This is a genomic window from Streptomyces sp. NPDC021356, from assembly GCF_040641015.1.
Classification (GTDB): Bacteria; Actinomycetota; Actinomycetes; order Streptomycetales; family Streptomycetaceae; genus Streptomyces.
The window spans coordinates 1-21,148 of record NZ_JBFACU010000066.1 but is presented as its reverse complement, the minus strand read 5'-3'; the positions used below and the strand labels follow the sequence as shown (position 1 = coordinate 21,148).

15 protein-coding genes and 2 pseudogenes are annotated in these 21,148 nt (G+C 71.6%); 7 read left to right on the top strand and 10 right to left on the bottom strand.

What is annotated here, in order from left to right:
• Positions 1-54: 54 nt before the first annotated feature.
• Positions 55-1,473 carry an FAD-dependent monooxygenase gene (locus tag AB0G56_RS40645; protein ID WP_360980912.1) on the bottom strand — a complete coding sequence of 473 codons (1,419 nt, stop codon included), beginning with the start codon at positions 1,471-1,473 and terminating at the stop codon, positions 55-57.
• A gap of 276 nt (positions 1,474-1,749) precedes the next feature.
• On the opposite strand from AB0G56_RS40645, the gene AB0G56_RS40640 reads away from it, so the two are divergent.
• Positions 1,750-2,721 (top strand): helix-turn-helix domain-containing protein, encoded by a 972-nt coding sequence (locus AB0G56_RS40640; protein WP_360980909.1) that lies wholly within the window; start codon positions 1,750-1,752, stop codon positions 2,719-2,721.
• Between the two features lie 129 nt (positions 2,722-2,850).
• Here the strand turns inward: AB0G56_RS40640 and AB0G56_RS40635 are convergent.
• Positions 2,851-2,964: pseudogene (locus AB0G56_RS40635) on the bottom strand (IS5/IS1182 family transposase); the annotation flags it as partial.
• A 206-nt stretch (positions 2,965-3,170) separates the two neighbouring features.
• On the opposite strand from AB0G56_RS40635, the gene AB0G56_RS40630 reads away from it, so the two are divergent.
• Positions 3,171-4,301 (top strand): serine hydrolase domain-containing protein, encoded by a 1,131-nt coding sequence (locus AB0G56_RS40630; protein WP_360980906.1) that lies wholly within the window; start codon positions 3,171-3,173, stop codon positions 4,299-4,301.
• Between the two features lie 144 nt (positions 4,302-4,445).
• Here AB0G56_RS40630 and AB0G56_RS40625 read toward each other — a convergent pair whose 3' ends face one another.
• Together AB0G56_RS40625 and pepN are read right to left on the bottom strand one after the other, a co-directional pair.
• Complete coding sequence (locus tag AB0G56_RS40625; RefSeq protein WP_360980903.1) at positions 4,446-5,504, bottom strand: hypothetical protein; 1,059 nt, start codon at positions 5,502-5,504, stop codon at positions 4,446-4,448.
• 205 nt (positions 5,505-5,709) lie between these two features.
• On the bottom strand, positions 5,710-8,358 hold the full coding sequence (gene pepN / locus AB0G56_RS40620; protein WP_360980900.1) for an aminopeptidase N: 2,649 nt from the start codon (positions 8,356-8,358) through the stop codon (positions 5,710-5,712).
• Between the two features lie 164 nt (positions 8,359-8,522).
• On the opposite strand from pepN, the gene AB0G56_RS40615 reads away from it, so the two are divergent.
• Positions 8,523-9,194, top strand: coding sequence for a DsbA family protein (locus AB0G56_RS40615; RefSeq protein WP_360980897.1), 672 nt, complete (start codon positions 8,523-8,525; stop codon positions 9,192-9,194).
• A gap of 137 nt (positions 9,195-9,331) precedes the next feature.
• Here AB0G56_RS40615 and AB0G56_RS40610 read toward each other — a convergent pair whose 3' ends face one another.
• The 4 genes and pseudogenes from AB0G56_RS40610 to AB0G56_RS40595 form a co-directional block, all read right to left on the bottom strand.
• Complete coding sequence (locus AB0G56_RS40610) at positions 9,332-9,973, bottom strand: superoxide dismutase (protein WP_360980894.1); 642 nt, start codon at positions 9,971-9,973, stop codon at positions 9,332-9,334.
• 155 nt (positions 9,974-10,128) lie between these two features.
• Positions 10,129-11,526, bottom strand: a complete 1,398-nt coding sequence (locus tag AB0G56_RS40605; RefSeq protein WP_360980891.1) for an amino acid permease — start codon at positions 11,524-11,526, stop codon at positions 10,129-10,131.
• 122 nt (positions 11,527-11,648) lie between these two features.
• Entirely contained in the window at positions 11,649-12,554 is a 906-nt protein-coding gene (locus tag AB0G56_RS40600) for a TauD/TfdA family dioxygenase (protein ID WP_360980888.1), read from the bottom strand.
• 523 nt (positions 12,555-13,077) lie between these two features.
• Positions 13,078-13,483: pseudogene (locus AB0G56_RS40595) on the bottom strand (sugar kinase); the annotation flags it as partial.
• Between the two features lie 243 nt (positions 13,484-13,726).
• On the opposite strand from AB0G56_RS40595, the gene AB0G56_RS40590 reads away from it, so the two are divergent.
• Positions 13,727-14,308 carry a biotin transporter BioY gene (locus AB0G56_RS40590; protein WP_360980885.1) on the top strand — a complete coding sequence of 194 codons (582 nt, stop codon included), beginning with the start codon at positions 13,727-13,729 and terminating at the stop codon, positions 14,306-14,308.
• A 70-nt stretch (positions 14,309-14,378) separates the two neighbouring features.
• Here the strand turns inward: AB0G56_RS40590 and AB0G56_RS40585 are convergent, their stop codons facing one another.
• On the bottom strand, positions 14,379-15,863 hold the full coding sequence (locus AB0G56_RS40585) for an amino acid permease (protein ID WP_360980882.1): 1,485 nt from the start codon (positions 15,861-15,863) through the stop codon (positions 14,379-14,381).
• A 338-nt stretch (positions 15,864-16,201) separates the two neighbouring features.
• On the opposite strand from AB0G56_RS40585, the gene AB0G56_RS40580 reads away from it, so the two are divergent.
• Positions 16,202-16,687: a ribose-5-phosphate isomerase gene (locus AB0G56_RS40580; protein WP_360980879.1), complete on the top strand. Its 486-nt coding sequence runs from the start codon at positions 16,202-16,204 to the stop codon at positions 16,685-16,687.
• Between the two features lie 769 nt (positions 16,688-17,456).
• Positions 17,457-18,266, top strand: coding sequence for a DNA-formamidopyrimidine glycosylase family protein (locus AB0G56_RS40575; RefSeq protein WP_360980876.1), 810 nt, complete (start codon positions 17,457-17,459; stop codon positions 18,264-18,266).
• A 53-nt stretch (positions 18,267-18,319) separates the two neighbouring features.
• Here the strand turns inward: AB0G56_RS40575 and AB0G56_RS40570 are convergent, their stop codons facing one another.
• Complete coding sequence (locus AB0G56_RS40570; protein WP_360980873.1) at positions 18,320-19,561, bottom strand: GNAT family N-acetyltransferase; 1,242 nt, start codon at positions 19,559-19,561, stop codon at positions 18,320-18,322.
• A gap of 162 nt (positions 19,562-19,723) precedes the next feature.
• Between AB0G56_RS40570 and AB0G56_RS40565 the strand changes: the two genes are divergently transcribed.
• Complete coding sequence (locus tag AB0G56_RS40565) at positions 19,724-20,902, top strand: PP2C family protein-serine/threonine phosphatase (protein WP_360980870.1); 1,179 nt, start codon at positions 19,724-19,726, stop codon at positions 20,900-20,902.
• Positions 20,903-21,148 lie beyond the last annotated feature (246 nt).

Here is a 21,148-nt window from a genome sequence, read left to right as displayed (position 1 = left end):
CGTCGTGCACCGCCCGGTCCGACAGCCCGATGTACCGGTCGATCGTGGTGTCCGTCATTTCGCGGCGACTCCTTCGGTGGCGGCCGCCGCCTTTTCCAGGAGCTCTGGATCGAACAGCGTGCCGGGGTGACGCAGCATGTAGGAGACATTGTTGAACGCCCGCGACACATCCGCGTCGACGAGGGCGGCGCCGACGATCTGCTCCATGGCCCGGCGCTGGCGCCGCACTTCCTCCGGCACCTCGGTACCGTTCTCGGCGTCGATGCGGGCGGCGTCACCCCCCGCGGACACGGCCCAGGCCGCGTCGACGACCACCTGCTGCAGACGGAAGAACTCCGTGGCCGCCTCGTCGAGGTCGGCACCGCTGCCGAGGTAGGAGGCCAGGCAGGAGGCGTGCAGAGCGGCGGAACTCATGCCCTGGCCGTAGACCGGGTTGAACGAGGCCACGGCGTCCCCCATGCTGACCAGGCGCGCCGGCAGGCGGCCGGCCTCGGCGAAGTGCCGGCGCCTGCTGTCCGCCTGGTGGTACGTCACCACGTCACGGGTGACGCCGCCACTGGTGATGTCGCTGAAGAGCCCGGGCAGCGCGGCACAGCGCGTGCGGAACTCGTCGATCGTCCTGCCGGGCCGGCTGTCGCCGTAGCCCATCAGCATGACGAGCCACTGCTGCTCTTCGATCGCGGTCGCCGCCGCGACGGACACTCCGCCCGACGGGTACCGCGGTGTGAACAGTTGCAGTACGGTCGCCACTTCCAGCTCCGGGAACTTCACCGGGCGCTCGAACAGCGCGGTCGCGTAGTTGACCGCGGATTCCAGCCGTTCGAGCCGGGGCTGGTCGTAACCGTCCTGCCTGAGCCAGTTCGAGAGCCTGCTGGAGCGCCCCATCGCGTCCACGACGAAGTCCGCCGCCAGGTACCCCTCCGCCCGCTCTGCCTGATCGCCGGTGCCGGCCTTGGCGAAGCGCACGCCGGTGACGGCGCCGTCGCCGTATCGCAGACCGGTCGCCCGCGCCCGCAGGACCGAGACATTGGGCAGGGCGGTGACCCGGGCCCGGACGAGAGTCTCCAGCACAGGACGTCCGACCGCGAGGAACTGGTGGTCCACGCCGTCCGGCGCCTGCCGGATGTCGTCGTAGCCGACGAACTGCTTGTCGGGTCCGACGAGCGACGCACCCCGGTCCTGCGCCTCCTGCGAAACACCGGGAAGCCACCGCTCGATCCACAGCCGGCCGGCCGGCAGCAGCGTGTGCACCTGCTGGTCCTGGGGCACCCCGGAGCGCGACTCGCCCTCCGCCGATGTGTCGTCGGGCTCGACGATGACGACCTCGCGCGCGCGGTCGGAGAGCACCCGTGCCGCGAGGAGCCCCGCGATGCTCCCGCCCATCACGCACGCCGTGTCGAACAGCACGGGTACGTCGTGCGGCGGCTCAGCGCCAACCAGACTCTCGAAGAGAGTCACCACGGATTCGGACACCGAATACTCCAGTTGGTGAGTGAAACAGGCCTGGGACAGGCGGACCAGCGTCCAGACGGTCGGAGCCAGGACCCCGAAGGTCCGGCGAAACCTGCTCGTCCCGGGAGAGAACCCGCTCGTGCCGGGGAGGCGAGGAGGCGCCCGATCAGGATCACAAGGCCCGGACGCCGGCGGCTTGTACCAGTCGGCCCCGTGCGTTGTACTTCCTTGCCACCCAGGGCCGCACGGTGAGCCCGGCCGGGGGCGCTGGCCAGGGGGAGGAGTAGCTTGGTCCAGATGAGCACCGGAGTCAGCGTGCCTCCTTGGCGTATCGGGAACACTTCCACACCCGTGGTCGACGTCACCGTGCCGTATGCGAACGAGAACCGGAACTGTGTGCTGCTCAGGGAGTGGCGGCGCCAGGGGGGCGAGTCGGTGCCGGCTCCGCCTATGCGGCTGCCGCGGCACAGCGAAGGGACATACCGCGCTCGCATCTGGAAGCAGAACCTGCTCGACCTCTTCCTGGAGGACCAGTACAGCGACGCGGTCGCGGGGGGCACCGGGGGGCCGGACGGGCATCTCGAGGACCGGATCGTGACAAGTGTGACGCTCAGCGGTGAGTGGCGCTTCGCCACGCAGGGGCAGCGAGCCACGGCGGCGGCCGGAATGCTGTGCGTGCGAAGGAACGAGGATCTCTGGGACTTCGAGGTCGCCCGGGGCACTCGGGCGATCACCCTGGTCCTGCCCGCGAGCGAGATCCGCTTCCCGAAGAACACGCGGGCGGTCACCGCGGAGCAGGCGTCACCCGCCGCGGCCCTCCTGCTCGCCCACCTCCGTCTCTGGGCGGAACTGGCCGACGGACTCGGTGCTGCCGCAGCCGGGGCTGCCCGCAACGCGACCCTGGAGCTGTTCAGAGGACTGATGAACGAGCAGGTCATCGACGACGCGGAGTTCGCACCTGCGCTTCTCAGGGCGGCGATGGACCACATAGAGGCCCGGCTGCTCGCCGACCCCGACCTCGACCCCGGGGGGATCGCGGCGGCCCTGAACGTGTCCGTCCGCACCCTCTACCGCGCGTTCGGTCAAGGGGCCATGTCCTCGGTCATGGGATACGTGCGCGAACGCCGACTCGAACGCGCCAGGGCGGAGTTGCTCTCGACACGGCTCACCGTGGCCGAAATCGCCGCACGCTGGCACTTCGCCGACAGCAGCCATTTCGTCAAGGCGTACAAGAAGCGATTCGCCGAGACTCCCACCGCAGGCCGGTAGGCCGCAGAGGGGGTCCGATCCAGGTGGATCACCCCATATTCCCAGGCCGTGTCTGTCGTGTCCGCAAGTCATGGCAGCCGAAGCCGTAGGCAGGCGAGGGTGACCAGGGCTCGGTAGTGGCGGGCTCGACAGGATCCCGTTCATCACCTGCCTGCGGTCCCGCACCGGCCGGCCCGTCCGCGGCGGAGCCGGCAACGGCTCGATCACCGGCCACGCCTGATCAGTCAGCTCATGACGACGCACCACAAACAGACCGACGACCGACGGCCAACCGACTTCGCGGACACGCCTCAGGGCCATGTCGTCGGATTCCCGTCCGCCCCGCAACGCGGCAGGACCTGATCGCCCAATGGCCGGATGTCACTCAACCGGGTGACTGCACGGCAACCGTCCGGGCCGGTCGCCGGTTCTTGTGGGCGACCCGGTCGGACGGCTGAGAGGGGAAGACGATGTCGGTACGAGCGCGCCTGGTGGGCGCGACGGCCCTGGTCCTGGCGGTGGCACTGGCGGGACCCGCGACGGCGCAGGCCGCCGCCCCGGGCGGTCACGGCGGCCATGGGGCGACCCGCGCGGCCCTTGGGGCCGCCGTGGCGGGCGGAGTGCCCGGAGCGACGGCGACCGCACGGGAGGGCGCGGACACCTGGAGCGCCGGCGAGGGCGTGGGCGACCTGCGCACCGGCGCCCCGCGCGGGACGCACGACCGCTACCGGGTGGGCAGCATCACCAAGACCTTCACGGCCACGGTGCTGCTCCAACTGGAGGCGGAGGGACGGCTGTCACTGGACGACACCGTGGACCGCCGGCTGCCCGGCCTGGTGCGCGGCCACGGCAACGACGGCCGCCTGATCACCCTGCGGCAACTGCTCAACCACACCAGCGGCGTCTACAACTACACGTCCGACAAGGCCTTCGGCCGTGCCTACTTCGACAAGGACGGCTTCTTCCGGCACCGCTACGAGACGGTGCGGCCCGAGGACCTCGTGCGCATCGCCCTGTCCCACGAGCCGGACTTCGCCCCCGGCACCTCCTGGAACTACTCCAACACCAACTACGTCCTGGCCGGCCTGGTGATCGAGCGCGTCACCGGGCACTCCTACGCCCGCGAGATCCGCGACCGCATCCTGCGGCCGCTGCACCTCGCGGCCACGTCACTGCCCGGCACGCGGGTCACCGTCCCGCACCCGAGCAGCCGCGCCTACTCCAGACTGGGCGCTTCGGCGGGACCGGCGTACGACGTCACCGAACTCAACCCCTCCATCGCCTCCTCGGCGGGCGAGATGATCTCGGACTCCGCCGACCTGACCCGCTTCTACTCGGCCCTGCTGCGCAGCCGGCTGCTGCCGCCCCGGCAGTTGCGGGAGATGAAGACCACGGTGCCCGGGACCGGCTACGGCCTCGGCCTCATGGAGCGGACCCTCTCCTGCGGCGTGCACGTGTGGGGTCACGACGGCGGTATCCACGGCTCGTCCTCCTCTGCGACGACCACGGCCGACGGCCGCCACGCCCTGGCCTTCAACTACAACGGGGACTGGGCGGACGAGAGCGACGCGGTGCTGCAGGCGGAGTACTGCGGAGGGTGAAGCGGCTCACCGGCCGGTGAGCCGCCCTGCCCGGTGCGCCCCACCGGCCGGTGAGCGGCCCCCGGGCAGCCGACTGCCCCGGGACCGCTCACCGGCTCGGGGCGGGTCGCTTCGCGGGGGCCGGCCCCGGGACCGCCCGGCGGCCTACCGGGGCAGCACCACCACGTACGCGGCCGGGTCGCGGTCGGCCGCCGCCATCAGGGCCGTGCGGACCACCGTCGCCTGCTGCTCCATCGCGTCACGCAGCTTGCGGGGCGTGATGTGGACGACCGTGATGCCCAGGCGCTCCAGGTGCTCGCGCTTGCGGGCGTACTCCGACCAGAGGGTGTCCTCGTCCGGGCGGCCCTGGAGCGGGGCGCGGGTGTCCAGTTCCAGGGCGACCGCCTGGTCGGGCCAGTACGCGTCCAGGCCGCCCAGGTGCGGGCCGCCCGGCAGGCGCAGGTCCACGTTCCACACCGGGTCGGGCAGGCCGTGCTCCTCGACCATCCGGTACAGCCGGTCCTCGGCGATCGAGCGGCCCTCGGCGAGCAGCGAGTCCACCGCGTCCACCACGTGCGGCCTGGTCAGCAGCCTCGCACCGGTCAGGGCCCGGACCACGGCGGCCGGTTCGCAGTGCCCGCCGCGCACCGCCTCCGTCAGCAGCCGCTGCACGGTGACCGCGTCCTGCAACTGCGCCACCGCGTCCGCCAGGGCACGCGGCACCGGCGCCACCGGGACGCCCGTGACGACCTCGGGGACGGGCGGTTCGGCCGCCCGGACCACCCGCGCGCAGCCCGTCGAGCGCAGCCGGCGCAGCCGCGGCACCAGGACGTCGATCTTCGCCGGCGCGAGCAGGGCCGGCGCGGCCGAGAAGCCGTGCAGGGCGAGGGCGGCCAGCCCGGTGATCATCACGTCCGGGCAGGCCGGGCGGTGCGGCTCCTGGGCCGTCGGCTGGGCCGGCACCCCGGGCGCCGGGCGCGGCATCTGCCCGCGCGTCGCGTACAGGAGCACGGCGTGCAGCCGCTCCTCGCTGGTCGGCGGCCCCGGATGGAGCAGGAAGACGCCCGGCAGGAACTGCTGCCAGGGGCCGCCTGCCCGGCACTGCTCGGTCGTCTCGGCCGCCGACACGCCGTGGGCACGCAACTGGGCGGTGGTCAGGACCCGGCGGTGCGCCTCGGCCAGATGGCTCAGGGGGCGGGGGGAGAGCGGGGTGTCGTGGTTCATGTCCCGGACGTTCCCGTACCCGGGCCGCCCGCTAACCGCTGTTACATGCCCGTCGACAAATGAGGACAACCCTGCCCTAAAGGACGGGTGTTCGGATGCCGAAAACCCCTGGTCCGCCCGGGGACGGGCCAGGGGTTACGGGAACTTTGTAACGGTTACTCCACGCCTGAGCCTTGGCCAGAGCTGCGGCCGTCCGGGTGACGGCTCAGCCGGCGGATCCGGCCGCCGCGTCGCACTCCTGCCCGCGCAGCGCGCGGGCCAGGTCGTCGCGCGCCTCCAGGACCAGCCGGCGCAGCGCGGGCGCGGCCTGCTCGTGCGCGGCGAGCCACGCGTCCGCCGCGTCCACCGTCTCCCGCGAGTCCCGCAGCGACGGGAACAGACCGCGCACCACGTCCATCCCGATCTGGATCGACCGCTCCTGCCACACCCGCTCGATCACCGCGAAGTACTTCTCCGCGTACGGCGCCAGCAGCTCCCGCTGCGAGGGCCGCACGAAGCCCGCGATGGTCGCCTCAACCAGCGCGTTCGACAGGGTGTCAGACTCCACCACCCGTGCCCACGCCTGCTCCTTGACGGCGGCGGAGGGCCGGGCGGCCAGGCAGCGCACCTGGTGCCGCTTGCCGGAGGCGGTGTCGTCCCGGGCCAGCTCCTCGCGGAGCGCCTTCTCGTCGGCCGCCCCGTACGTCGCCAGCGGCTCCAGGAACGCCCAGCGCAGCTCCTGGTCCACGTCGAGACCGGGGATCTCCTCCGTGCCGTCCCGCAGGCCCTTCAGCAGTTCCAGGTCGGCCGGGGCCGACGCCAGCGACGCGAAGAAGCGCGCCCAGGCGAGCTGGTGCTCGCTGCCCGGCTCGGCCTGCCGCAGCTCGGCCAGCGCGCCCTCGGCCAGCGCCCGCGCACCCGTCTCCCGCCACTCGGGCGCCACGTAGTGCACCAGCGACGACTCGGCCCACGCGTGCAGCATCTGGAGCACGCCGATGTCCGACTCGCGCCCCGCGAACCGCAGCACCAGGTCGATGAACTCACGGGCCGGCAGCAGCGCGTCCCGGGTCAGGTTCCACAGCGCCGACCAGCACAGCGCGCGGGCCAGCGGGTCGGTGAGCGCGCCCAGGTGCTCGCGCAGCGTGGTCAGCGAGGTCTCGTCGAAACGGATCTTGCAGTAGGTCAGGTCGTCGTCGTTGACGAGCACCAGCTCCGGTGCGTCCTGCCCGGCCAGCTCCGCCACGACCGTACGGGCGCCGTCGACGTCCACCTCGGCGCGTGCGTACCGCTCCAGCGCACCGACCTCCGAGCGCTGGTACAGGCCCACCGCCACCCGGTGCGGGCGCAGTTCGGGATGGTCCGCCGGGGCAAGGGGGGCGGCCTCCTGAACGATCGCGAGCTCGTCGATCCTGCCCTCGGCGTCCAGCACCACCTGCGGGGTGAGCGAGTTGACGCCGGCCGTCTGCAGCCAGGCCCGCGACCAGGCGGCCATGTCCCGGCCGCTGGTCTCCTCCAGCACCGCCAGCAGGTCGCCCAGGCGCGTGTTGCCGTACGCGTGCCGCTTGAAGTAGCGGCGGCCGCCCTCCAGGAACGCGTCCCGGCCGACGTACGCCACCAGCTGCTTGAGGACACTGGCGCCCTTGGCGTAGGTGATGCCGTCGAAGTTCAGCTTGGCGTCCTGGAGATCGCGGATGTCCGCCGTGATCGGATGCGTGGAGGGCAGCTGGTCCGCGCGGTACGCCCACGCCTTGCGGCGGTTGGCGAAGGTGATCCAGCCGTCGGTGAACCGCGTCGCCCCCACCAGCGAGAACGACCCCATGAAGTCCGCGAAGGACTCCTTCAGCCACAGGTCGTCCCACCACTCCATGGTGACCAGGTCGCCGAACCACATGTGCGCCATCTCGTGCAGGATGACGTTGGCCCGCGCCTCGTAGGACGCCTGCGTCACCTTGCCGCGGAAGATGTACTCCTCGCGGAAGGTGACAAGACCCGGGTTCTCCATCGCGCCCAGGTTGTACTCCGGCACGAAGGCCTGGTCGTACTTGCCGAACGGGTACGGGTAGTCGAAGTGGTCGTGGAAGAAGTCCAGGCCCTGCTTGGTGACGAGGAAGACGTCGTCGGCGTCGAAGTGCTTGGCGAGCCCCTTGCGGCACAGCGCGCCCAGCGGGATCTCCAGCCGCGTCCCGTCCTCGAACACCCGCTCGTAGGAGTCGGTCACGTAGTGGTACGGCCCGGCCACGACGCACGTGATGTACGTCGAGATCGGCTTCGTCTCCGCGAACCGCCACACGCCGCCCGCCCGTCGCCCACCACCATCCTTCTGCGGAAGCGCTTCGCGCTCTTTTTCGATTCGCTCACCGTCGCCGTTGCTCCACACCGTCCACTCCTCGGGCGCCCGCACCTCGAAGCGGAACGGGGCCTTGAGGTCCGGCTGCTCGAAGTTGGCGAAGACGCGGCGCGAGTCGGCCGGCTCGTACTGGGTGTAGAGGTAGACCTCGCCGTCCTCCGGGTCGACGAAGCGGTGCAGGCCCTCACCGGTGCGCGAGTAGGCGCACTGGGCGTCGACGACCAGCTCGTTGTCGGCGGCCAGGTCCTCCAGGGCGATCCGCGAGCCGTCGAAGACCTCGCTCGGGTCGAGGTCGCGGCCGTTGAGGGAGACGGCCGTGACGCCGGGTGCGACCAGGTCCGCGAAGCTGGACGCGCCGGGCTCGGTGCAGCGGAACCGGATCGTGGTGACGGACCGGAACGTGCGGGGCCCCGCCTCCTCCCCGTCGCCGACCGCCGAACGCACGTCGAGGAACACCTCGTACCCGTCGACGGACAGCAGGGCGGCCCGCTCCCGGGCCTCGTCGCGGGTCAGATTCTCACCGGGCACAGACGGCACTCCCTCGGATGTGTTCAGGATGCGGACAGCACCGATCCTGCCATGCGGTCCTGATCCGCGACATCAGGGAATGCCCTGCGCGACGATCGATGTTGCCCGTGGCGAGGGTCCCGCCGGGGCCCGTCCCGTCGCGCACGTTCGTACCGAGGAGAGCCATGTCCGAGACCGCCACCACGGCGACCCCCTCCGGCAAGACCCCCGTCGACTTCTGGTTCGACCCGCTGTGCCCGTGGGCCTGGATGACCTCCCGGTGGGTGCTGGAGGTGCAGAAGCAGCGCGACATCGAGGTCCGCTGGCACATCATGAGCCTGGCCGTGCTCAACGAGCCGAAGCTGGACGAGCTGCCCGAGGAGTACCGCGAACTGCTCACGACCAAGGCGTGGGCGCCGATCCGGGTGGTGACCGCGGCCTGGCAGAAGCACGGCGACGACATCCTCGGCCCGCTCTACACCGCGCTCGGCACCCGCTTCCACAACCAGGGCGAGGGCCCCACCCGCGAGGCGATCGCCGCCGCGCTGGCGGAGGTGGGCCTGCCCGCCGACCTGATCGACTACGCCGACCAGGAGGACTTCGAGTTCGACGCCGAGCTGCGCGCCTCCCACAAGGAGGGCATCGACAAGGTCGGCCAGGACGTCGGCACCCCCGTCATCGCGCTGCCCGGCTCCGACGGACGGCAGATCGCCTTCTTCGGCCCGGTCGTCACCCCGGTCCCCACGGGCGAGGACGCGCTGCGCCTGTGGGACGGCACCATCGCGGTCGCCTCGGTCCCCGGCTTCTACGAGATCAAGCGGACCCGGACGGAGGGCCCGGACTTCAGCAACCTGTAGGTCCCCCGGCCGCGCCCCGACGCCGGTACGTACGGGAAGACCCCCGCGAGTCCTGTCCTCGCGGGGGTCTCCTTCTTTCCGTCCCCCGCGTGAAAGGTGAGAAGACGATCACGAGGAGGGACGATCCGGGGCGCGCGTCAGGGCGCGAGCAGCAGCACGTTCGCGCGCTCCTTGGCGGCGGCGTAGCGCCTTGCGACGTCCTGCCAGTTGACGACCTGCCACATGGCGTCGATGAAGTCGACCTTCTGGTTCTTGTACTGCAGGTAGAAGGCGTGCTCCCAGGCGTCGAAGACGAGGACGGGGGTGGAGCCCTGGCCGACGTTGCCCTGGTGGTCGTAGACCTGCTCGACGACCAGGCGCCCGCTGAGCGGCTCGTAGGCGAGGACGCCCCAGCCCGAGCCCTGGGTGGTGGCCGCCGCCTTGGACAGCTGGGCCTTGAAACCGGCGAAGGAGCCGAAGGACTCGGTGATCGCGTCCGCCAGCTCGCCCACCCCGTCCTTCTCCAGCGGCTCGCCGCCGCCCTCACCCGTCATGTTCTGCCAGTAGATCGAGTGCAGGATGTGCCCGGACAGGTGGAACGCCAGGTTCTTCTCCAGGCCGTTCACCGAACCCCACGACTCCTTGTCCCGCGCCTCCGCGAGCTGCTCCAGGGTGTCGTTGGCGCCCTTGACGTAGGCCGCGTGGTGCTTGTCGTGGTGCAGCTCGATGATCTCGGGGCTGATGACCGGCGCGAGCGCCGAGTAGTCGTACGGAAGCTCCGGGAGCGTGTAGACGGGCATGACAGGTGTCCCCTCCGACCAGTTATTGCAAAGTGCTTGCAACTACAAGCTACCAACAACAGTCGGGGCGTGAGCAACAGGAAGGCCCCCACGTGTCCCGTGGGGGCCTTCTGTCGCTCGTGCGGGAAACCCGGCCCGTGGCCGGATCCGCCGTGTCAGCTCCGGGCGCGCGACCGCTGCCAGAGGTATCCGACCGCCGCCAGGAACAGCGTCATCCCGCCGGTCGAGTACAGCTGCACCCGGGTGCCCGGCTCCCGCGCCATCAGTACGAAGACCGCCGCCATGCCCGCCAGGGCCACCCAGGTCAGCACCGGGAACCCCCACATGCGCACCACCAGCTTCTGCGGCGCCTCGCGCTCCAGGGTGCGCCGCAGCCGCAGCTGCGAGGCGGCGATGAAGATCCAGACGACCAGGATCACCGCGCCGATCATGTTCAGCAGCCACGGGAAGACGTCGTCGGGCCGCCAGTAGCTGAGCAGCACGCACAGGAAACCGAAGAGGCTCGACACCAGCACCGCGATCCGCGGGACGCCCCCAGGGACCCGGGCCAGCGCCCGCGGGCCCAGACCGCGCTCCACCAGCGAGTACGCGATGCGCGAGGAACCGTAGACGTTGGCGTTCATCGCGCTCAGCAGCGCGACCAGCACCACCACGTTCATCAGCTGACCCGCGCCCGGGATGCCGAGGTGGTCCAGGGCGGCGACGTAGGGGCCCTTGTCGACGACCTCGGCCGCGTTCCACGGGACGAGCGTGACGATGACCGCCATCGAACCGACGTAGAACAGCGCGATGCGCCACATCGCCGTGCGCACCGCGCTCGCCACGCCGCGCACCGGGTCCTCCGACTCGGCCGCCGCGATGGTGACCGTCTCCAGGCCGCCGTAGGCGAACACCGAGGCGAGCAGGCCGACGATCAGGCCCCGGCCGCCGTGCGGGAGGAAGTGGCTCAGGTGCGAGGCGCCGGGGGAGTCGGTGCCGGGCAGGACCCCGGCGATCGCCAGCACGCCCAGCACCAGGAACAGGGTGATGGCGCCGACCTTCAGCGCCGCGAACCAGAACTCGAACTCGCCGAAGTTCTTCACCGCGGCCAGGTTGCTGCCGCAGAACACCACCATGAACAGCGCCACCCACATCCACTGCGGCGTGCCCGGCAGCCAGCCCGTGACGATCTTCGCGGCGCCCATGCCCTCCAGGCCGACCGCCGTGCACAGCAGCACCCAGAACGACCAGCCGGCGGTGAAACCGGCCCACGGCCCGAACGCCCGCTCGGCATGCGCCGAGAACGAGCCCGAGGACGGATACGCCGCCGACATCTCGCCGAGCATCCGCATCACCAGCATCACGAGGAGGCCGGAGAGGGCGTAGGCGATGACGATCGACGGACCGGCGGCGGCGATGCCCGCGCCGGAACCGACGAACAGCCCGGCGCCGATCACACCCCCGAGGGCGATCATCGACAGATGGCGCTGCTTGAGGCCGTGGGACAGGGAGACCGCGTCCACCGCCGGGGACGACCCGGCGGCGGCGTCGGTGCGGGTGCTGCTGCTTGGCATGGGGCGCGCTCGTCCAGTGGGGGGAGAGGGGCAAAAGTGCCCACAGTCTGGGCAGCCCGTCCGCTCCGGGGAAGCGGCTGCCCACTATCCGGACACGTACCCTACCCAGCGTGCACGGCGCGCTACGCGGCGACGGGCGCCGGCGCGAGGGGGGAGTAGTGCGAGGCGTCCCCCTCCAGGGAGTGGCTCTCCTCGCCCTCGACGCCGACCGGGACGTCCCCGGCCACCGTGACCCGGTTCAGCCGGCGCGGCAGACCGTCGTAGTTGTCGATGGCGTAGTGCTGCGTGATCCGGTTGTCGAACAGCACCAGCTGGTGCTCCGACCAGCGCCAGCGCAGCACGTTCTCCGGGCGGGTGACGTACGCCTGGAGCAGGTCCAGGATCTTGCGGGACTCCGGCACCGAGAGCCCCACGATCCGCTGCGCGAACCCGCCGATGAACAGCCCGCGCTCCCCGGTCAGCGGGTGGACGCGGACCACCGGGTGCGCGGTGCGGTACCGGATCGAGGTGAACTGCGCACGCCGGTCCGCCTCGTCCGCGTCGACGGCCTCGTCCGGGACCGCGTAGTCGTAGTCGTTGGTGTGCTCGGCCCACAGCGTGTCGGCCAGGCGCCGCAGCGGCTCGGGCAGGTCCCGGTAGGCCGTGGCGGCGTTCGCGATCAGCGTCTCGCCCCCGTACGGCGGCACGGTGATGCTGCGCAGCGTGCTGGCCTGCGGCGGGTTCAGCACGAAGGTCACATCGGTGTGCCAGTGGTTGGAGCGGCCCCGCTCGCTGTCCACGGGGAGCACGTTCGGGGCGCCCTCGACGGCCGGCACGGTCGGGTGGGCGGTGGTCAGGTCGCCGAAGTGGCGGGCGAAGGCCTCCTGGCCCGCGTCGTCCAGCCGCACGTCGTCGAAGACGAGCGCCTTGTGGACGTTCAGCGCCTCCCGGAGCGCGGCGACGGTCTCCGCACCGAGCGGCCGGGACAGGTCGGCGCCGGTGACCTGGGCGCCGATGCGCGCGGTGACCTTGCGGATCTCGATGGACATGGTGGGTCCTTTCAGACGGACGGACGGATGGACGGGTGGATGGACGGGTGGATGGATGGACGTGGGGACGGACGGACGGAGGGACGGGTGGATGGACGGGTGGATGGATGGACGGGTGGACGGGTGGATGGATGGGTGGGCGGGTGGATGGATGGATGGACGAGTGGAGCAGGGAGGAGAGGAACAGGCGCCGGTCGGGTCGGGTCCGGACACCGGTGCGGAAGGCATGGCAGAACTCCTGGGTTCACAGGGGTGCCAGACGTGCGGAATTCAGGGCAGTGAAATGCAGAAGGCAAGCGGGAAAGCATGGGGGAGGGCTCGCGTGAAGGCCTGCGGGAGGGCTTTCGGGCAGGCAGGAACAGGCGGTGCGACGGGAATTCACGCACGAGGGGATCGGCGCGGAGCACGCGAGGAGAACCGGAGGAAAGGCGCTCCGGGGCGCGTCAACGGGTCAGCAGCAAAGAGTGCGACAGCTCGTGAGCGGGCTCATGGGAGGAATGCTCCCGGTCCCGCACAACTCCTGTCAACGTCCGGGGATTCTGAATCGATGAACGTCATGTGACACGCCCGGCGGATTCCGGCAGAACACGTCCTGGGCACCCGCCCGCCCGCCACCGCGAGCACGGAATCAGTGAACCGGTCGGCACCACCGGCCTGCGCCCGGCCCGCCCCCACGGAGCCCCTGAGCGCCGCCAGGCAGTCCTGCCGGTACATGGGCCGACCTCGGTGACCACCGCCGTCTCCGGATCGGGCACGTCCAGCAGCGGCCCCACCGCGCGCCCGGTCGGCCGGGACCGCTCCACCGGCAGCCGTACGACCGCCGGGTCCCCGGCGCCGGCCACCACACGCATCGGTTCCACGCCGTCGACCACGCCCGCCGCCCGCGCCCGCCGGCACAGCGTCCGCTCGCTCGACTCCGCCTCCAGGCAGGTCCCACAGCCGGTTTGGCGGGACCTCACAGAAGTGCGGCGCCCCCGCCCGCCGTTCCGATGCCGGGAAGACCACTCCACCTCAGTGACCGGCGTCACGCCGGCCCAGGTGTAAGCAGCGATCTTTGTACGGAGCCGACCAAGCTCGCGTTCCAGCCTTTGTCGAGCGCAGACGGTGATCGGCTCAAGGGCGCTGGGATAGCGTCGCGGTGTTCCCGACTGCCCTCACCCCGCGGAGTCCCCATGAGCACCGCTGCCGTCCCTACTCGCACCGGCCAGGTCCTCGCCGACCTCCTGCCCTCCTCCCGCGTCCGGGACGCCGCCCTCGTGCTCGGCGGCGCCGCGCTCACCGGGATCGCCGCCCAGATCGCCGTCCCCGTGCCCGGCTCCCCGGTGCCGGTGACCGGCCAGACCTTCGCCGCGCTGCTGGTCGGCACCGCGCTCGGCGCCCGCCGCGGTCTGCTCTCCCTCATGCTGTACGCGCTCGCCGGCGTCGCGGGCGTCCCGTGGTTCGCGGAGGGCGGCTCGGGGGCCGGCGCCCCCTCCTTCGGCTACGTCCTCGGCATGCTGCTCGCCTCCGCCGTCGTCGGCGAGCTGGCCCGCCGCGGCGCCGACCGCAGGGCCTGGCGCATGGCGGGCACCATGCTCCTCGGCGAGGCGATCATCTACGCCGTCGGCGTCCCCTACCTGGCCCTGTCGACCGGGATGTCCGCCTCCGCCGCGATCGCGGCGGGCCTGACCCCGTTCCTGCTCGGTGACGCCCTCAAGGCCGCCCTGGCGATGGGCGCGCTGCCGGCCGCCTGGAAGTTCGCCGGCCGGCGCTGACGCCCGGCGGAGAAAGCAGAAGGTGGGGGGAGCCTCGAAACGAGGCTCCCCCCACCTTCTGCTTTCCGCGTCAGCCGGCCGGGATCTGCTCCGTCCCGTCAGCCGCCCCGGTGGCTTCGGCAGCCGCCGTCCGGCGGCCGCCGCCGAGCTTCTGCTTGACCACGGCGATCACCAGTACGACCGCCGCCACCAGCAGCGACAGCAGCACTGTCTCCCGGCCGTCGTGCTCGGTGTCGGTCAGCATGTAGCCGAGGACGAACACGATCAGGAAGGCCGCCGCCCAGGTCAGGTACGGGTACAGCCACATCTTCACGACCAGCTTCTCCGGCGCCTCGCGCTGGATGATCCGCCGCATGCGCAGCTGCGAGAAGCAGATCGCCAGCCAGACGAACAGGGCGACCGCGCCGGAGGAGTTGACGAGGAAGAGGAAGACGGTGTCCGGGAACTTGTAGTTGAAGAACACGGCCACGAACCCGAAGGCCACAGAGACGAGGATCGCGGTCCTCGGCACCCCGCGGCCGGTGGTCCGGGCGAACACCTTCGGCGCGTCCCCGCGCTGCCCGAGCGAGAAGGCCATGCGGGAGGCGGTGTAGAGACCGGAGTTCAGACAGGACAGCACCGACGTCAGCACGATGAAGTTCATGATCTGGCCGGCGTGCGCGATGCCCAGGGAGTCCAGGGCGGCGACGTAGGAGCCCTTGTCGGTGATCGACTTGGCGTTCCAGGGGATCAGGGAGACGACGATGAGGATCGAACCGAGGTAGAAGACGGCGATGCGCCAGATGATGCTGTTGGTCGCCTTGGTGACCGCGCGCTGCGGGTCCTCGGACTCACCGGCGGCCAGCGTGGCGATCTCGCTGCCCATGAACGAGAAGACGACGAGCAGCACACCCGTGAGGATCGAACCCGGACCGTGCGGCAGGAAGCCGCCGTGGCCGGTCAGGTTGGAGAAGGACGCCTGGTCGGCGTGGACGCCGGGCAGCACGCCGAGGACGGCCAGGAGACCGACGACGATGAACGCGGCGATCGCGACGACCTTGATCCCGGCGAACCAGAACTCGAACTCTCCGTACGAGCCGACGGAGACCAGGTTGGTGGCGGTCAGCACCAGCATGACGATGAGCGCCCAGCCCCACTGGGGGACGGCCGGTATCCAGCCGGAGAGGATCTTGGCGCCCGCCGTGGACTCCACGGCGAGCACGACGACCCAAAAGAACCAGTACAGCCAGCCGATGGAGAAGCCGGCCCAGCCGCCGAGCGCGCGATCGGCGTGCGCGGAGAAGGAACCGGAGGTGGGGTTCGCGGCGGACATCTCGCCGAGCATGCGCATCACGAGGACGACGAGGGTGCCGACGAGGGCGTAGGAGAGGAGGATGCCGGGTCCGGCGGTGGCGATGCCGGAGCTGGAGCCGACGAAGAGTCCGGCACCGATGACACCGCCGATGGCGATCATGGTGAGGTGGCGGTTCTTGAGTCCGGCCTGGAGCCCGGAACCGTGTCCGTCCGGGTCCGTGTGGCCACTTCCAGACTGCTGCAGGGTCGGCTGCGAGGTCATGGGGGATTCCTTTTGCGCCGGTGAGCGGTTACCCGTACGAGCGGTGCACGAGTCGGTCCAGTGAATCCGAGGCAACGGAATTCGTGAACCTTCGAAACGCAATCGTTACCTGAGGTTTCCTTGAGGTTTGTAGACGCCCTCACATTTCCTCCGGCGGTCCCGCACGCGCATTCGCGGCCCGTATTCGAGCGCATTCCGGCGCGGCCGGCCCGCGTGGGCGGACGAGTTCCGGCTCCCGCGCCCGGGGTGTCTTCCGGGCTCTGGATCCCCGGCCCGGGCAGCCCGCCCCGCGATGACCCGAACGGCCCGCCGGCGATCCGCCGTGTCACACTCGGACCATGCGCGTGTATCTCGGCTCGGACCATGCGGGCTTCGAACTCAAGAACCACCTCGTCGAATGGCTCAAGGCGGCGGGCCACGAGGCCGTCGACTGCGGACCGCACATCTACGACGCCCAGGACGACTACCCGCCCTTCTGCCTCCGCGCCGCCGAGCGCACGGCGGGCGACCCCGACTCCCTCGGCATCGTGATCGGCGGCTCCGGCAACGGCGAGCAGATCGCCGCCAACAAGGTCGAGGGCGTACGTGCCGCCCTCGCCTGGAGCGAGGAGACCGCGTCCCTCGGCCGCCAGCACAACAACGCCAACGTCGTCGCGGTGGGCGCGCGCATGCATTCGACGGAGGAGGCGACGAAGTTCGTCGAGACCTTCCTCAACACCCCCTTCTCCGGTGACGAGCGTCATATTCGCCGCATCGACATGCTGTCGGAGTACGAAACGACGGGGGAGCTCCCGCCGATCCCGGCGCATCACCCGGAGCGGTAGGGCAGGGACACGGCCGGAGAACGCCAGGACTCGGAGACGGGCGGAGAGCGGTACGGCTCAGGCTTGGACCCGGCCGGAGATCCGAGTCCGGGTCCCGGGCGCGGTGCCCGGACCGCCCGAGCCTGGTGCTGGCGGGCTCCCGCCGGGGGCTGAGCCGCCCGGCCCGATGCTGGGGCGGAGTTCCCGCCCGGCGCGGGGCCGCGTTCCACCGGGGGCGCAGGGCTTCCCGTCAAGGGCTCCAGGATGAGGTTTCCGGGGCGGTAGGGCTTCCCGCTGAGGGCTCCGGGACGAGGGCTGCCGGGGGCGCAGGGCTTCCCGCTGAGGGCTCCAGGACGAGGCCTGCCTGGGGGAGCGGTGCGCAGTCCCGCCGGAGTGAAGGGCTGCGTCCTGCCGCTTGTGGAGGGCCTCTGGCCAGGGATGGCGGGCCGAGTCCGTGGGGCGCCGGCCCGCGCTGCGCTTGGGTGCAGGGCCCGCGCGGTGCTGGGGTGCAGAGCCCGAGCCGTGCTGGGGTGCAGGGGCGGAGCCCCGCTGGGGGTGCAGGGGGCGGAGCCCCCGCGTGGGGTCCGGGGCGGAGCCCCGGGAGGGTGACTCGTTCCCTACCGAGTCGGGTGGGTGGGTGGGAGACCGGGGTCCGGGGCGGAGCCCCGGGGAGGGGTGCACTCTCATCCCGCCTGCGGGAGACAAGGGCGCCGGGGCGGAGCCCTGACCCACCCAGACAGGACAGCGGGCCCGGGACGGGCCAAGGAACCGCAGGAAAGGACACCCCGCCGTGCCAGAAGGGCACACCATCCACCGGCTGGCCCAGGACTACGCCACCCGCTTCTCCGGCACGCCCACCCACGTGACGAGCCCCCAGGGCAAGTTCGCAGCCGCCGCCGACCTCCTCGACGGAGCGCGGCTCACCCGCACAGAGGCCCACGGCAAACACCTCTTCCTCCGCTTCCGCGCCGACGCCTGGGTCCACATCCACCTGGGCCTCTTCGGCAAGGTCACCTTCGGCGACGCCCCCGCACCCCCGCCCACGGACACCGTCCGCCTCCGCCTCGCCAACACCACCTCGTACGTCGACCTCCGCGGCCCCACGACCTGCGCCCTGATCACGGAGACCGAGAAGCAGGCGATACACGACCGCCTCGGCCCCGACCCCCTGCGCCCCGACGCCGACCCGGCCGCCGCCTACGCCCGCGTCCGCCGCAGCCGTACGACGATCGCGGCCCTGCTGATGGACCAGAAGGTCATCGCGGGCGTCGGCAACGTCTACCGCGCCGAGGTCCTCTTCCGGCACGGCATCGACCCGTACCGCGCTGGCAAGGACGTCACCCCGGCCGAGTGGGACGTGATCTGGACGGACCTCGTCGCCCTCATGCGCGAGGGCGTCCGCAACAACCGCATCGACACCGTCCGCCCCGAGCACACCCCCGAGGCCATGGGCCGCCCGCCGCGCGTGGACGACCACGGCGGCGAGGTCTACGTCTACCGCCGCGCGACCCAGCCCTGCCACATCTGCACCACGGAGATCCGCACCGCGGACCTGGCGGCCCGCAACCTTTTCTGGTGCCCCACCTGCCAGAACCGGTGACCCCTGCCACCCGAACGTCACCGGCCCGTCACCTGAGCGGCCTGCAGAACCCGCTAGAACCCGTGCGGCAGCCAGGGAGCGACCGCCGACCCGAACCCCACGGACGCCTCCGCCAGCGCCCCGCCACGCAGCTCCCGTACCCGCCCGGCCGCGGCCAGCGCGGACAGGGGCACGCCACCGAGGTACGCCGCCCCCAGCTCCCGTACGGACAGCGCGAGGTCCGCCGCGTCGGACGTCCGCTCGCAGACCGCGCCCTTCGCGTCCCCGCTCAGCCGCCACCGCCCGGCGTTCCAGCCGCAGAAGGCGTCCTCGACCTCCAGGACGACGTCCACCGGCGCCTGGTACGTCCGCGCGGCCAGCGCCGCGCCGACGTCCACGAGCCGCACGTACAACGAGTCCCGCAGCCGCGGCCGGCACCGCCGGATGTCGGACACCAGGTACTGCCAGGCGTCGTCGACCGGCCGGTTCCCGACGGACAGCTTCGACGTCAGGTCGATGCCGAACAGGAACCGCCACAGCGCCGCGTCGGTCGCCGGGTCGAGCGCGGCCAGGTCGTTGAGGACCACCGTGCCCTCGGGCCCGCCCGTCTCCCAGCCGGGCTTGACGCGGTAACGGGCGAACCCGGCGACCTCCCCGTCGCGCTCGGCGACCACGCACTGCAACGGCGACGCGCCCTCCCGCAGGCTCTCCGGGTCGAGCAGCCCCAGCCGCTCCCACCCCGGCCGCCGGGCGAGCATCCCGGGGCGGCCGGGCACGAGCCGCGCGTACACCGCCTCACACGCGTCGAGCACGTCGGCGGGCGCCGCGTACCGCAGCCGTACGTCGTCCGTCCCGGCCGGGACGGACAGCCCGGCCCGGCTCGTGTCGATGTCGGCGCCCAGCTGGAAGGTGGCCGCCCCGTACCCGAACCGTCCGTAGATCTCCGGCTCCGAGGCCGTCAGCACCGCCAGCGGCTCGCCCAGGGACCGTACGTCGTCCAGCTGCCGCCGCATCATCGACGTCAGCACACCGCGCCGCCGGTGCGTGGCGGCCACGCCGACCATCGTCACGCCCGCCGCCGGCACCGGGGCTCCGCCGGGCACGGTCAGCCGGAAGCTGAACGCCCCCGCCGTGCCCACACACGCGTCCCCGTCCCAGACGCCCAGCGAACGGTCGAACTCGGTCAGGGACCGGTACAGCTCCTGCTCCTCGGTCGGCTCCGGAACGCCGCCGAAGGCACGCATCAGGTTGCCGTACCACGTGTCCCACTCGTCCGGTCGCAGCACGCGCAGCTCGGTCGCAAGGTCAGTCGCCATATGCCATCCCTACCAGCGGTCCGCGCCCCGGTCGAACAAATTTCGCCGGAGTGGCGACGCGGTGGCTCCCCGTGAAGTTCACTGTGAAGTCGAGCCCCGGACGGGGGATAAGTCGGACCTCCCGTGCCAACCGGCGGCTCCGATGGATAGGGTCCCGAACTAATGGCAGCAGGACGAGGGCGGCGCGCGGAAGCCGAGACGTTCACGGCCCGGTTGAAGATGCGGTGGCACCGGGTCCGCGTCGGCGTGCGCAGAGCCGCCGTCGACTACTTCCGCGGCGACGGCTCGGACTGGATCGCCCTCGGCGGCCTGCTGCTGACCATCCCGGTGATCGCGGCGCTGACCCTCGTCGACTCGGTGTGGTTCTCGCCGGTCGCGCTCGTCCTGCCCATCGTCGCCGGCGGCCTCCTGCTGCGCCCGGCCAGCCTCCTCGGCCTGTACGCGGCGGCTGCCACGGCCCTGATCGTGGAATCGGTGCGGCTCGGCCCGTACACCGAGGGCCCGTCCCGGGTGACCCCGGGCGTGGTGCTGGTGGTCGCCGCCTGCGGCTTCTTCGGGCTGCTGATCGCCCAGTTCCGCAGCCGGGTGGGCGTACCGTGGCGGCGCGGCGGCACCATGCTCTTCGACCTGCGCGAACGCATCCGCGTACAGAGCCAGCTGCCGCAGCTGCCCAGCGGCTGGCACCACGAGATGGCGCTGCGCCCCGCCGGCGGCCAGTCCTTCTCCGGTGACTTCGTCGTCGCCGCCCGTACGAACGGCGGCCGGACCCTTGAGGTCGTCCTCACCGACGTCTCCGGCAAGGGCATGGACGCCGGCTCGCGGGCCCTGCTGCTCTCGGGCGCGTTCGGCGGCCTGCTCGGCAGCCTGCCCCCGCACGCCTTCCTCCCGGCCGCCAACGGCTACCTGCTGCGCCAGGACTGGGAGGAGGGCTTCGCCACCTCCATCCACCTCGTCCTCGACCTCGACTCGGGCGACTACGAGCTGTACTCCGCCGGGCACCCGCCCGGTCTCCAGCTCAGCGCGGGCAGCGGCCGCTGGGAGGAGAAGGCGGCCGAGGGACCGCTCCTCGGGGTGTACGACGGCGCCCAGTTCGACTCCGTCAAGGGCTCCCTGCGCCCCGGCGACGTGCTGATGCTCTTCACCGACGGCCTGGTGGAGACGGCCGAGCGCGACATCGCCGAGGGCATCGACCGCCTCACCGGCGAGGCCGACCGCTACGTCGCCGGCGGCTTCCACGGCGCCACCTGGCACCTGATCGAAGCGGTGGCCAAGGACGTCAACGACGACCGTGCCCTGCTGCTGATCTGCCGCGAGGGCCCGACCGCCGCGGCGCTCCGCTGAGGACCGGCCGCCCCCTTGGCCGATTTGTGATGCATCTGTGTACGTCCTGACCCCGGGCGGCGCCGCCGACGCGTGAGTTGGTAGAGATGGAACCGGCTGTGCCGTGACCCCGGACCCCCGGACGTCCACGGCGGCCGGGTCCTGTTGTGCTGATGGGGGAGGCGAGTTCGGCGTGAAGTTCGACATGGGTACGCAGACGTTGTCGACGTTGATGCGTGATTCGCGTGGGTCGAGTGATGATCTGGG